The sequence below is a fragment of the Bradyrhizobium sp. genome, assembly GCF_035652035.1.
Lineage (GTDB): Bacteria > Pseudomonadota > Alphaproteobacteria > Rhizobiales > Xanthobacteraceae > Bradyrhizobium.
On sequence record NZ_DASREO010000098.1, the window covers coordinates 42,375 to 56,015 of the forward strand.

The following is a 13,641-nucleotide window of genomic DNA, read 5'->3' on the forward strand; positions in this document are numbered from 1 at the left end:
TCCACTCCCTCTCACAAAAATAAATGCCTTCCCGTCTCGCTAAAATCAGCGGCATAAGCCGCGCCGTCCCCGCCCTTGATGAGGGGCGTTTCGCGATCGTCACGAACGTTGGGTGCGGGATGCGGTGGATGCTTGTCGCGCGAAAGACGAACGTCGCGGGAAGCGGACGGTGAAGTCGTGTGGTCCTGAGGCCTCGACGCTGGTCTCAAGCCGGTGAGAGATACGCCGGCGACGGTGGCAAGAAAGCCCGATCACCGGGGAGAGCACGAAGCAAGCCGTTAAAACCATTCGCGTGCGGGAATGCCGGGAGAAGCCGGCGCGACCTGCGGTGGACTTACTCGTGTGGTTTTTTCTTTTGCCACGCGAGGCTGCGGGTGCGTTGGGCACCCGGCATTCCCCACGCCCTCTTTCGGGCGGCAGTGATGGAGAGCCCGGTCGCGGATGCGGCGCGGGAACGTTTGTTTGCGACTAGCGTCGTCCCGGCGAAGGCCGGGACCCATACGCCGCGGCCATTGTTTTGAAACACGCTGGTCGACAGATTTCGCTCAACAACGCAACCCCTGTGGTTGCGGGTCCCGGCGCATAGGCGAGCGGAAGCGACGCCGTTCTTCGAACGGCTATGGCCGGGACGACGGATATGGTTCGGCCGTAACTGTCGATTGGACAATGGTATGCCAGTTATCCTGCCAACTGCGTCACAAGAACCGGCTGGATCATGCCTCTGCCTTCCGCTAGTGTTTCACCCAACCGGTTAAAATGCGGCCGGCGATCGAAATTCGCCGCTACCTATGAGGGAGAGGGACGTGAGAGTTTGCTTGAGGATTGCGTTGTTTGCCGCCGCAGCGGCGTTTGTCATGGCAGGCAGCCCTGCGTTCGCGCAGAAAACCATTACGGTCTGGTGGAGCAAGGGTTTCTACAAGTCCGAAGACGACGCGCTGATCGCCGCGATCAAGAAGTTCGAGGACAAGACCGGCATCAAGGTCGAACTGTCGCAGTATGCGATCCAGGACATGATTCCGAAGACGGTGGCAGCGCTGGATTCCGGCACCGTGCCGGACGTCGCCTTCTCGGATTCCTACGACGTGCAGGCGCAGGGCAAGTGGGCCTTCGAGGGCAAGCTCGAGGATCTCTCGGACATCATGCTGCCGATCAAGGACAAGTTCGCGCCGAATACGCTGGAAACCACCTATCTCTACAACGACCAGACCAAGAAGCGCGCCTATTACGGCTTCCCGCTGAAGCAGCAGAGCATGCATGTGCAGATCTGGAAGGACCTGCTCGCGAAGGCCGGTTACAAGCCCGAGGACATCCCGACCGATTGGAACGGCTACTGGTCGTTCTGGTGCGACAAGGTGCAGCCGGCGATCCGCAAGGCGACAGGAAGCCGCATCTACGGCATCGGCGCGCCAATGGGCGTGGAATCGACCGATAGCTTCCAGTCGTTCTACACTTACATGGACGCCTATGACATCCATCTGGTCGACGACAACGGGAAGCTGCTGGTCGACAATCCCAAGGTGCGCGAGGCGCTGATCAAGGCGTTGAAGGACTACACCGACGTCTACGTCAAGGGCTGCACGCCGCCCTCCTCCACCACCTGGAAAGACCCCGACAACAACGTCGCCTTCCACAACAAGACGATCGTGATGACGCATAACTTCACGATCTCGATCGCGGCGAAATGGTTCGAGGATTCCACCAATCCGGCGCTGACCGAAGAGCAGCGCGCCGCCGGCAAGAAGGCCTATGAGGAAGACATCATCACCGCCTCGTTCCCGCACAAGCCGGATGGCGGCGTCATCAAGTACCGTTCCGACGTCAAGACCGGGCTGATCTTCGCCGCCGCCAAGAACAAGGCGGAGGGCAAGCAGTTCGTCAGCTTCCTGCTGCAGGAAGAAAACGTGCGGCCCTATATCGAGGGCGCGCTCGGCCGCTGGTTCCCGGTGACGACCGCAAGCCAGGCGAGCCCGTTCTGGCAGGCCGACCGCCATCGCAAGGCGGTGTGGACCCAGTTCACCGGCGGCACGCAGCCGTTCGATTTCACCAAGAACTGGAAGTTCACCATCCTGAACAACGAGAACGTCTGGGCGAAGGCGATGAACCGCGTCGTCAGCGAAAAGGTGCCGGTGGAGAAGGCCGTCGACGAACTGATCGCGCGCATCAAGGAGGTCGCGGGGTAAAGCACGATGTGGCGTCGTCCCGGCGAACGCCGGGACCCATACGCCGTATCGTTTGTTTTGGAAGGCGCTGCCCGACGGCTTTCGGGCAACAACTGAAGCTTGTGGCTATGGGTCCCGGCGTTCGCCGGGACGACACTGAATATCTTCCGTGTCCCGGATGCGGTGCAGCGTCCTTCGCGTTGCACCGCTAAGCCGGGACCCACAGATATTGCTGACGCGGAATGGACCCCGGATCAGCAGCGCACCGTTGCTCGCTGCGCAGCATCCGGGGAACGCAGGATAGAGTAACGCAATGGCCATCACCCTCTCAGCATCCGACGTACCAGGCGCGCCGCTGTCGGCGCGGCTGACGACGCAGCAGGTCTGGGGCATCGTGATGATCGCGCCCTACCTGCTCGTGTTTCTCGCCTTCGTGGTCTATCCCGTGGGTTACGGCTTCTGGCTGGCGCGGCAGCCATCAAGCTATGTCGCGCTCTTCAACGATCCGATCTTCGCGCGCGCGGCCGTCAATACGCTGATCTTCCTCGTCATCGGCATCAATATCAAAATGCTGATCGCGCTGTTCCTGTCGGGCTTTTTCGTGCAGCAGCGTACCTGGATCCGGTGGTTGTCGGTGATCTTCATCCTGCCCTGGGCGGTGCCGTCGATCCCGACCATCTTGTCGGTGCGCTTCATGCTCAATCCGGAATGGGGCATGGTGAACCAGTTGATCTTCAAGTTCACCGGCGATGACGGGCCGAACTGGCTGAACGATCCGGCGGTGGCGCTCGCGATGGCGATCGGCGTCCACATCTGGAAATCGCTGCCGTTCTGGACGCTGATCCTGATGACCGGGCGGCTTGCGATCTCGCAAGACCTGTTCGAGGCCGCCGATGTCGACGGCGCCAACTTCTGGCAGAAATTCCGCTTCATCACCTGGCCGTCGATGCAGACGCTCTATGTGACCTGCACGCTGCTCTCGATGATCTGGACGCTTGGCGACTTCAACAGCGTGTATCTGCTCACCGGCGGCGGACCTGCCGACCTTACTCACGTGCTCTCGACCCTCGGCATTCGCTACCTGCGGCTCGACCAGCTCAATCTCGCGATGGCCTCGATCGTCTGCGCGATGCCGCTGGTGCTGCCGCTGGTCTATTTCATGATGAAACGGTTGTCGCGATGAAGCTCCCGACGTTACGCGAAACGGCGACCGAAGCGCGGCTGGTCCTGATCGGCATCCCGGTCCTAATCTGGACCATGATTCCGATCTACCACATGTTCGTGTTTGCGATCTCGCCGAAGGAAGACGCCTTCTCCGGCAAGCTGTGGCCGGAACATCCGACGCTGCATAACTTCTCGATCGTGTTTCACCAGCAGCACTACTTCCTGCGGGATTTCTGGGTGCAGTTCGGCAACTCGGCTCTGATCGCGGCATCAGCCGGCGCGCTGACCCTGGTGATTGCGACCGCTGCCGCGTTTTCGATCTCGCGGCTGCGCGTGCCCGGCGGGCGCATCGTGCTCAACCTCGCGCTGTTCACCTATTTCATTCCGGCGGCGTTCCTCGCCGTGCCGATGTATCGCACCATGGGCAATTACGGCCTGCTCAATACGCATTGGTCGCTGATCCTGGCGATGGTGACGATCTCCTCGCCCTACGCCATCTGGGTGCTGAAACAGGCGTCCGACAAGCTGCCGGTCGAACTCGACGAGGCCGCGGTCATGGACGGCGCGACATCCTTGCAGATTTTCCGGCTGGTTTACCTGCCGCTGATGATGCCGTCGCTGGTTGCGATCGGCACCTATGCCGTGCTGCTCGCCTGGAACGAATATCTCTACGCGTTCCTGCTGCTCTCCAACGACAAGGACATCACGCTTCCCGTCGCGCTCGGCAACTTCCTGTCGGCCGACGATTCGCCGTGGGAACTCCTGATGACCACCGGCTTCATCTACGCGCTGCCGCCTGCCGCGATCTACTATGCCTTCCGCCGCTACATGGTCGGCGGCCTGACTGCGGGTGCGGTGAAGTCTTAGGCGTGTTGTCGTTCCGGGATGGTCCGAAGGACCAGACCCGGAACCTCGAGATTCCGGGTTCGCTCGCTAGACGCTCGCGCCCCGGAATGACAGCAATCACAAAGGCGCCGCTGACTTGCCGCGCGCATCGGATATTTTCGACGCGAGCGACGCGATCACAATCACCACTGCAATCAGTGCCACCACCAGCGTGCAGATCGCGTTGATTTCCGGCTTCACGCCGAGCCGCACTTCCGAATAGATCCGGATCGGCAGCGTCGCCGAGCCCGGCCCGGTGGTGAAGCTTGCGATGACCAAATCATCAAGCGAGAGCGTGAAGGCGAGCATCCACCCCGCAATGACGGAAGGGAGAATCAAGGGTAAGGTCACGGAGAGAAACGCGCACACCGGATCGCAGCCGAGATCCATCGCCGCTTCTTCCAGGTTTCTGTCGATCGCGCCAAGCCTTGCCTGCACCACCACGGAGACAAAGCACATCGTCAGCGTGGTGTGGGCGATAACAATGGTCCAGAAGCCACGCTCGGCATTGATGGCGACGAACAGCAGCAGCAGTGAAAGCCCGGTGATCACTTCCGGCATCACCAGCGGCGCATACAGCATGCCGGAAAACAGTGTCCGGCCGCGAAAGTCCGCGCCCCGCGAGAGCGCCACCGCGGCGAGCGTGCCGAGGATCGTCGCGAGCGTCGCCGCCGTTGCGCCGACGCGCAGGCTCATCCAGGCTGCATCCAGCATGGCCTGATCGCGGAAGAACTCGGCGTACCATTGCAGCGACCAGCCGCCCCATACCGTGACCAGCCGCGAGGCGTTGAACGAAAAAATGATGAGGATGACGATCGGCAGGTAGAGAAACGCGAGCCCCAGCGCCAGCGCGGTGATGTTGAAGGGCGAGAGCCTGTTCGCACCGCGCGTCATCACGGTCGCTCCAGTTGCCGACGCTGCAGGCGGTCGTACAACAGCAGTGGCGCGAGCAGCAGAATCAAAAGTATCACCGCGACCGCGGAAGCAACCGGCCAGTCCTTGTTGGTGAAAAACTCGAGCCAGAGCGTCTGGCCGATCATCAAAGCGTCCGATCCCGCCAAGAGATCCGGAATGACGAATTCGCCGACGATCGGGATGAAGCACAACAGCGCACCGGCGCCGACCCCAGGCAGCGACAGCGGGAACGTCACCCGCCAGAACGCTTGGCGTGGCGAGGCGCCGAGATCGCCGGCGGCCTCTAACAGCGCGGGATCCATTTTGGACAGCGTCGCATAAAGCGGCAGGATCATGAACGGCAGATACGAATAGACGATGCCGAGATACATCGCGCTGTCGGTCGAGAGCCACACCACGGGAGAGGAGACGACATGCAGCGCGAGCAGCACCTGATTGAGGAGGCCATCATGCTGCAGGATGTTGATCCAGGCATAGATACGGATCAGGAACGACGTCCAGAACGGAACGATCACCAGCATCATCGCGATGCCCTGCCAGCGTTGCGGCAGGCGCGCCATGCCATAGGCGATGGGATAGCCGATCAGCAGCAGGATCGCGGTCGAGATCGCGGCGACCACAAGGCTGCGCAAATAAGACAGCACATAGAGATCGTCGGACACCAGCAGCTTGAAATTATCGATCGAGAACGCGGCGAAAGCAGCCTTGATCGCCTCCCAACCCGCGCCGGGATCGAACACCGGCGTATACGGTGGCTGCGCGATCGCGGTCTGCGACAGACTGATCTTGAGCACGAACAGGAACGGCACCAGGAAGAACAGCGCCATCCAAAGATAGGGCGCGATCGCTGCGAGCCGCGCCGGGCGGGTGAAATTTGCTTCCGCGCTCATTGATCCAGCACCACGCAGTCCTCCGGCGAAAACCACGCCGCCACGCGCTGGCCGGGGCTATAGGCGTCGAAATCGAGCCGGGTGGTATTGGCCATCGCGGAGCGCAGCACCGCGCCGGTGTCGAGCCTGACTTTGTAAAAGGTCGATCCACCGAGATAGCTGACATCGGTCACCACGCCTTCGAACCGGTTGATCGCGCGCGCATCGTCGGATGTCGGGGCGCGGCGCGACAGCTTGACCTTCTCGGGACGGATCGCGACGCAGACATTGGCTTTGGTGGGCGGCGGCTGCGGCTCGGCAACATAGATCGTGCCCGCTTGCGCGGTTGCAATGGCGAGCCGTCGCGCCATCGTCAGCTGAGCGTCGCGGGCAGCATCGAGCTTTCCTTCGATCAGGTTGATGTCGCCGACGAATTCGGCAATCCAGCGCGAGCGCGGCGCCTCGTAGAGGACGCGCGGGGTCGCGACCTGCTCGAGGCGGCCGGCATCCATTACGCCGATCCGTCCCGCCATGGTCATGGCCTCGGCCTGATCGTGGGTCACGATGATGAAGGTGAGGCCGAGCTTGCGCTGCAACTCCATCAGCTCGAGTTGCGTGCTTTCGCGCAGCTTCTTGTCGAGCGCGGCAAGCGGCTCGTCGAGCAGCAAAAGCCGCGGCCGCCGCGCCAACGAGCGCGCCAGCGCCACGCGCTGCCGTTGCCCGCCGGAGAGCTGGTCGGGCTTGCGTTTTTCCATTCCCTCCAGTTTGACAAGCGCGACCATTTCCGCGACCCGCTTGCCGATCTCGGCAGCCGGCATCTGCGAGCGCCTCAATCCGAACGCGATATTGTCTCGCACGCTCAAATGCGGAAACAGCGCGTAGCTCTGAAACATCATGTTGACGGGCCGCTGATGCGGCGGGATCTGCGCGATGTCCTTGCCGTCAAGCAGGATGCGGCCTTCATCCGGCGTCTCGAAACCGGCGAGCATGCGAAGCAGCGTGGTCTTGCCGCACCCGCTTGGCCCGAGCAGCGCAAAGAACTCGCCGGCCGCGATGTCGAGCGACAGCGCGTCGACCGCGCGGAATTGGCCGAACTTCTTGACCACCGCATCGATACGCAGCAGCGGCGCCGCACGCACATCAGCTTTCGAATCCGCGACGTGTGCGGGATTCGCAGGTTCTTCAGTCATGCCATCAGCCTACCCCATAGTCACCGCAAGGCTAGCGGCGGACGGTCGCGGGCTCAACGGCTTCAGCCCCGTTATAGACGCAAATAATGGCATGGCGTTTGCCGGGCCTTTGATGTGCAATGACCGCTATGAAGATCACTATCGTTGCATTCGAAGGCTGCATGACGTCGGCCGTTTACGGTCAGGCGGACGCCTTCGCCATCGCAGCCTACATTGCGGGACGCCGGGGCGATGCGAGCTGGTCGGGACACGAAGTACGGATCGCAACATTGGACGGTGCCCCCGTTGCAGGCTACGGCGGTCATCCGATCCGCCCCGATTGCTCGCTGGCGCAGGCAAGCGACAGCGACGTCGTGCTCATCCCGCCGATCTTCAACGACATCGAGGAGACGCTCGCGGCAGAGATGCCGCTGGTGTCATGGTTGAAGAAGTCGTCCCAAAGCCGCGCCCTGCTCGCCTCAACCTGCACCGGCGCATTTCTGCTCGCGGAAGCGGGAATCCTCAATGGCCGCCGCGTCACCACCAACCCGGCCTTCAGCACCTTGTTCGCGCAACGCTATCCGGCGGTGCATCTTGCGGTTCACGAGCGCCTGATCGACGACAACCGCGTGATCTGCGCCGGCGCCACCACCGCTTATCTCAATCTGGCCGTCCATGTCATCGATCGGCTGGCCGGTCATGATCTTGCAGTCGCCACCGCCAAAGCGTTGTCGATCGATCGCCATGGCGAATCGCAACGCCCGTATTTTCTGTTCATTGCGCCAAAGGACCACGGCGACGAAAAGGTGCTCGAGCTGCAAGGCTGGATCGAGAGCAACCACACGCAGCCGATCGAGATCAACGATATGGTCAAGGTGGCCGGCATGAGCGTGCGCAATCTGAGCCGCCGTTTTCTGGCCGCCACCAACCTTTCGCCGCGACAGTATCTCCGCAGGGTTCGCATCGAGGCCGCCAAACGCCTGCTTGAGGGCCCGACCGCATCGGTCGAGCGCATCGCCGAAGCGGTCGGTTATCAGGACGCGCGCGCCTTTATCCGGGCCTTCAGCGCCGTCGCCGGGATTTCGCCCGGTGTTTATCGGCAAAAATTCAGGACGAGCTGAATGGCCGAAACGGCAAGCGCAACGGCCGGTCCGGCCATGGCCGTCGGCGAGGCGATCACAGATGGTGCGACGATCATCCCGACTGGAGAACCCGATGCCATCAGTCATTTGCGAACGTCTCGGATATCTGGCGCATATCAGGCTCAATCGCCCCGACGCCGGCAATCGCTTCTCGATGGAGATGTTTCGCGAACTCGGCGAACTCTTCACGAGCTTTGAGAGCGACCCGCAAATTCGCTGCACGCTCGTGACCGCCAATGGAGCCGACTTCTCGCTGGGTGTCGATGTTCCCGAGGTGCTACCGTGCTGGGCCGCCGGCAAAAGCCCCTTCGCCGACAACCAGATCAATCCGTTCGGCACCACCGGGCCAAAGCGCCGCAAGCCATTGGTGGTCGTGGTGCAAGGCCAGTGCTTCAACGCCGGGCTCGAACTGGTGCTGGCCGCCGATATCGCGATCGCAGCGGAAAACGCCCGCTTTGCCTTTCACGAAATCAAGTTCGGCACCTATCCATTCGGCGGCGGCCTGCTTCGCTTGATCCGCGCTGCCGGCCGAAGCGCGGCGATGCGACATTCGCTGACCGGCGATGAATTCGACGCCATCGAAGCGCTGCGCATGAATATCGCGGCGCAGGTCTGCACGGCTACCGAAGCCGAAGCGGTGGGGCGGAAGCTTGCGGAGGCCATCAGCAGCAAGGCGCCGCTCGCGGTTCAGGCCGCGATGGATCAGGCACAGAGCTGGGCGGACCATGGCGAAGCGGTAGCGCTCACGCACTCGGTGCCGGACATCATCCGTCTTCTGAACTCGCGCGATGCGCAGGAAGCAATGCGCGCGATGGCGGAAGGACGCCCGCCACAGTTTTCAGGACATTGACGCTGGAAGACGTTGGAAGGATTTCAGCCGGGCGCGGTGTTTGCCATGAAAGCGGCGAGCCGCTCGCGATCTTTGGGATCGATGCTCAACCCCAGCTTCGAGCGGCGCCACAAAATATCGTCCGGAAAGCGCGCCCACTCTTTTGTCATGAGGTAGCGCACTTCCGCTTCGGTCAGATCGGAGCCGAAACTCTCGCCGAGGTCGGCTTTCGTTTTGGCCTCGCCCAGCACTTGGTCAAGCCGCGAGCCATAGGCCGAAACCAGCCGCAGCGCCTGATCGGCACTCAAGAATTTCCAGCGCTCGCGTGCCTCTTCCACTTCCGCCTCGAACGCGGCTTGCGGAAAATCTCCGCCCGGCAACGCGGCTTTTGCGGTCCATGGCTTCGACATCGGGTAGAACGGCAACAGGCGGGAGACGGCTTGCTCGGCGCGCAGCCGCGCGGTCGTCACGTCGCCGCCGAAAATCGTCAGCAGCGGCGCCTTCCGCCGCCGCGCATCGAACGTCACCGTTCCCTCGCGCGCGAATCGCTTGCCCGGGCGCCCCGCGACGAGATTGGCGCCGGCAACCGAGCGGATCACGTCGGAAGTTCCGATCCGCTCGCGAAAATAGCGATTAGCGACATCGCAGAGGTAAGTCACCTCATCGGCGGCCATCGCTACCGCAGCCGGGTCACCGACAAAACTGTGCGACACCGTGCCGATCATGGTGAATTCGCGCTGATAAGGACTCGCAAAGATCAGCCTTCGGTCGGTGTTCTGCAGGACGTAGACGTTCTCGGTATCGAACAGGCGGCGGACGACGATCTGGCCGAGCCTGACCGCGGCAGTGCGCGGGGGCGGCGCGCGCAGCACGGTTTCGGCGACGCTCGCCGTCCAGGCGCCAGCGGCGTTGGCAAGCGACCTTGTCGTGATCACCTGACGCTGGCCGCGGTCGATGACGACAAGCCGCCAGACATTGCCGCGATCGGCACGCACGCAGCGGGCGCCGGTGCGGATGACGGCGCCGTGCTCCGCCGCATCGACGGCGGTTGTCACGACCAGCCGCGAATCGTCGACCAGGCAATCCGAATAGCCGAACGCGGTGCCGAATGGCCGCTGCAAGGCATGACCGATCGGGTGATGGGTGATGTCGATCGCAGCCGAGCGCGGCAAGCTTCCGGCCGGCGCCAGGCGGTCGTAGACGAACAAGCCCAGCCGCAGCAGCCATGGCGGGCGCTCGTCGGAATGGGCGGGTATAACGAAATGCGCCGGTCGGACCAGATGCGGCGCGATCCGCATCCAAATGTCCCGTTCGGCGAGCGCCGTCCGCGTCCGCCGGAACGCCCTGCGCTCCAGCACCGCAAGATCGCCCTGGATCAGCCGCCCCGAGGCGCCAGAGGCCGCGCCGCCGAGATCTCCCTGTTCGATCAGGATGACCCGCAAGCCCCGGCCTGCAGCGTCACGGGCCACACTGACGCCGTTCAACCCGCCGCCGATGATCGCCAAATCGTAATCCGCCATACGCCCGTCCACCGCAGCCGCACTGAATCGGCACGCTGGATTAGCTATAACGGCTTCGCTTGGCCTTCGCTTGACGGAAATGGCGCAACAGTTGGCCAGCCTCGGCTAGCCGGTCTTGCGCGCCGGTTCGCTGGCATCGCCAGTGGCCGGACGGCCAACCAATGCGGCGTACTGATCGATCGGAAGCGGTTTGCCGATGAAATAGCCCTGGATGGCATCGCATCCCTCGTCGGCGAGGAAAGAGAGCTGTTCCTCGGTTTCCACGCCTTCGGCAACGATCGACATTTCCAGACCATGACCAAGGCCGATCACCGCCCGCACGATGGCGGCCGATTGCGGGTTGCGGCCCAGATTGACGACAAAGGTGCGGTCGATCTTGATCTTGTCGAACGGAAATGCCTGCAGATAGCTCAGCGAGGAGTAGCCACTGCCGAAGTCGTCCATCGAGATGCGCACGCCGAGCCCCTTCAGCCGCCTGAGCAGCGCAAGACCACGATCGAAATCCTCGATCAGCACGCCCTCGGTGATTTCCAGTTCCAGCCGCCCCGGCGCGAGTCCCGTCTCGAGCAGGATCGAGTGCACGAGGCTGACGACGTCGCCGTGCATGAATTGAGCCGGCGACAGGTTGACCGCGATCTGCAGCGGCACCGGCCAGGAGGCAGCCTCGCGGCAGGCTTCGCGCAGAATCCACTGGCCCATCTCGAAGATCAGGCCGCTCTCTTCGGCAAGCGGAATGAAATCGGACGGCGGCACGAAGCCGCGCACGGGATGACGCCAGCGCGCCAGCGCCTCAAAGCCGATGATTTCGTTGGTGCCAGGCGTCCAACGTGACGATGCCTGCGGCTGATAGAACAGCGAGATTTCGCCGTTCTTGATCGCGGCCGAGAGATCCTGATGCAGCACGCGCCGATCGCGGATCTGCTGATCCATCTCGGGCTCGTAGATGCTGATGGTGCCGCGCGATTTTGCTTTCGCGCGCGATAGCGCCGCGCCGGCATTGGCAAGCAGCGACGCCGCGTCGGTGCCATTATGCGGGAAGATCGAAATGCCCGTCGTCAAGCCGGTGCGAACCGATTTGCCGTCGATCATGATTTCCCGCGACATCGTCTCAGCGAGCTGTTCGGCGAGCAACATGCCGGCGATCGGCTGTTTGCCGTCGATGATCAATCCGAACTCGTCGCCGGACAGCCGCGCCACCACGCCGCCGCGCGCCGAGGCTTGCATCCGCTGCGCCACCTCGATCAGCAGCTTGTCGCCGATGGCGTGACCGAACACGTCGTTGACTTCCGTCAAGCCGTCGAGATCGATCGACAGCACGGCGAATTCTTCCTCCGCTTCGCCGCAGGCCTCGATCATCTGCGTCAGCGCCTGCAGGAAGGCTGCGCGGTTCGGCAGGTCGGTCAGACCGTCGTGATAGGCCATGTGCGCCATGCGCGATTCGGTCTGACGGCGGTCGGTGACGTCTTCGTGGGTCTTGATCAGATATTGCGCCTCGCCGGCCTCGTTGAGCACGGTGACGCGGCGCGTCAGGAACAACCGCAGGCCGTCCTTGGTGCTGATCGGATGCTCTTCGGTGAGAGACTTGCGGTTCCGGATCGCCGCCTCGTCACGGGCAACGATGAGCCGGGCTTCGCGTTCATTGAAGATTTCCGCGGCCGTAAGCCCCGCCACCTCTTCGCGGCGGCGGTTGAGAATGGCTTCGGCGCTGCGGTTGGCCAGGAGATACCGGCCGTTGCTGGCATCTTCGACCGTCAGCGAGACCGGAACGTTGTCGACCACCTGTTCGAGGAACTTCTTGGTCTTTTCAAGCTCCTCGGAAAGGACCCGGCGCTTCGTGACATCGTCGAACAGCGCGACCAGAAATTGCGGTTCGTTTCGCTCGTTGCGCGCAATCACGCGGCTCGAGGCAAGAACCCGCCTCTTGGAGCCGCGTTCGACGAAGAATTCGTTGCGGAACTGGCCATCAGGCGAGTTGAGGGCGGCAATGTCGGCCGCAACGATGCTCGCCGCCGTTTCGGGCGTGAAGATCTCATCGGCGCGCTTGCCAACGATGAAGTCCCGCGAAAAGCGCGAGAAGCGTTCGAAGGCGCGGTTGGCGAAGATATAGCGACCGTCATCGATATTCTTGGCCGCCACGCAGACCGGAACGTTCTCGAGGACCGACTCCAGAAACTGCTTGGTAGAAGCGAGTTGCCGCGAGAGCTCGCGCTGCTCGCTGCAATCTTCATGCGTGGTGATCGACCCGCCATTCGACAATGGAAAGTGCTTGACGTGAACGGATTGACCGTTCGGCAGCTCGGTGATGAGCCCGTCGGGCAAGGCCGCCTGCGCATAGAATTCGTCGGCGCTGACGTCAAGCACACCGCGCTTGAGCCGCAATTCGAGCAGCTCCCGGCCGGCCATGTCCGGTGTGATATCCGAACGCGAAAGACCGTAAATCTCGAGATAGCGGTCGTTCAGGAAGACGATGCGTTGCCGCGGATTGGTGATGACGACGCCCTGCTTGAGATTATTCAAGGCAGAGCTGACGAACGCATTCCTGCGAAGCTGCGACCGCTTGACCCTGCGCAGCGTCGAATACACCCACAGCCCGACTGCGCCCAGAAAAGAACAGCCCACGAGGCCGCCGAGCAGCACGTCCGAGACGTAATCCGGATTGAGCGTACCGAGATAGCCGACGAAGCCGGCCCCCAGATCAGACGCGGTGATGGCCCAGACGGACGCAATCAGGCACACCACGACCCCTGCCGGAATCATGATCCCGCCGCCTGCCTGCCAGTCCTTGTCAGCCATCGGTCACCCGCGGATTTACGCGGCCGAGTGTCTGGCTTCACGGGTTTGGATCAGGTAAACGCGTACCCCAAGCCGGCTCATTTGCCGTGTGAAACCGCGCCAATTGCGCCGACATGATTAATGGGTCGCTAACATCTTGGGCCGCCAAAGTTCGGAAACAAATCCAAAGAGTTGCTCAAGAAAATGGCACAACCAG

The 13,641-nt window shown here is 62.5% G+C and carries 10 protein-coding genes; 5 read left to right on the top strand and 5 right to left on the bottom strand.

Annotation, left to right across the window (positions count from 1 at the left end; genetic code table 11):
* Positions 1–854 precede the first annotated feature (854 nt).
* The 3 genes from VFB05_RS26790 to VFB05_RS26800 all read left to right on the top strand — a co-directional run bounded on the left by VFB05_RS26790 (position 855) and on the right by VFB05_RS26800 (position 4,190).
* Positions 855–2,180 (top strand): ABC transporter substrate-binding protein, encoded by a 1,326-nt coding sequence (locus VFB05_RS26790; RefSeq protein WP_325018067.1) that lies wholly within the window; start codon positions 855–857, stop codon positions 2,178–2,180.
* 292 nt (positions 2,181–2,472) lie between these two features.
* Positions 2,473–3,342 (top strand): sugar ABC transporter permease, encoded by an 870-nt coding sequence (locus VFB05_RS26795; protein WP_325018069.1) that lies wholly within the window; start codon positions 2,473–2,475, stop codon positions 3,340–3,342.
* On the top strand, positions 3,339–4,190 hold the full coding sequence (locus VFB05_RS26800; protein WP_325018071.1) for a carbohydrate ABC transporter permease: 852 nt from the start codon (positions 3,339–3,341) through the stop codon (positions 4,188–4,190). Before VFB05_RS26795 ends, VFB05_RS26800 begins: the two co-directional genes overlap by 4 nt.
* Positions 4,191–4,286: 96 nt before the next feature.
* Here the strand turns inward: VFB05_RS26800 and VFB05_RS26805 are convergent, their stop codons facing one another.
* Genes VFB05_RS26805 through VFB05_RS26815 form a run of 3 tightly spaced genes read right to left on the bottom strand, consistent with a single transcriptional unit; the run spans position 4,287 to position 7,182 of the window.
* Positions 4,287–5,102 carry an ABC transporter permease gene (locus VFB05_RS26805; RefSeq protein ID WP_325018073.1) on the bottom strand — a complete coding sequence of 272 codons (816 nt, stop codon included), beginning with the start codon at positions 5,100–5,102 and terminating at the stop codon, positions 4,287–4,289.
* Positions 5,102–6,013: an ABC transporter permease gene (locus tag VFB05_RS26810; RefSeq protein WP_325018075.1), complete on the bottom strand. Its 912-nt coding sequence runs from the start codon at positions 6,011–6,013 to the stop codon at positions 5,102–5,104. The genes VFB05_RS26805 and VFB05_RS26810 overlap by 1 nt, the downstream gene beginning before the upstream one ends.
* On the bottom strand, positions 6,010–7,182 hold the full coding sequence (locus tag VFB05_RS26815; RefSeq protein WP_325018077.1) for an ABC transporter ATP-binding protein: 1,173 nt from the start codon (positions 7,180–7,182) through the stop codon (positions 6,010–6,012). The genes VFB05_RS26810 and VFB05_RS26815 overlap by 4 nt, the downstream gene beginning before the upstream one ends.
* 161 nt (positions 7,183–7,343) lie before the next feature.
* Between VFB05_RS26815 and VFB05_RS26820 the strand changes: the two genes are divergently transcribed.
* Positions 7,344–8,282: a GlxA family transcriptional regulator gene (locus VFB05_RS26820; protein WP_325018079.1), complete on the top strand. Its 939-nt coding sequence runs from the start codon at positions 7,344–7,346 to the stop codon at positions 8,280–8,282.
* A gap of 94 nt (positions 8,283–8,376) precedes the next feature.
* Positions 8,377–9,153 carry an enoyl-CoA hydratase-related protein gene (locus VFB05_RS26825; RefSeq protein WP_325018081.1) on the top strand — a complete coding sequence of 259 codons (777 nt, stop codon included), beginning with the start codon at positions 8,377–8,379 and terminating at the stop codon, positions 9,151–9,153.
* A gap of 23 nt (positions 9,154–9,176) precedes the next feature.
* Here the strand turns inward: VFB05_RS26825 and VFB05_RS26830 are convergent, their stop codons facing one another.
* Complete coding sequence (locus VFB05_RS26830; protein WP_325018083.1) at positions 9,177–10,652, bottom strand: glycerol-3-phosphate dehydrogenase; 1,476 nt, start codon at positions 10,650–10,652, stop codon at positions 9,177–9,179.
* A 105-nt stretch (positions 10,653–10,757) separates the two neighbouring features.
* The gene (locus tag VFB05_RS26835) at positions 10,758–13,445 is read right to left on the bottom strand and encodes a sensor domain-containing protein (protein WP_325018085.1); all 2,688 of its coding nucleotides are present in this window, start codon (positions 13,443–13,445) and stop codon (positions 10,758–10,760) included.
* Positions 13,446–13,641 lie beyond the last annotated feature (196 nt).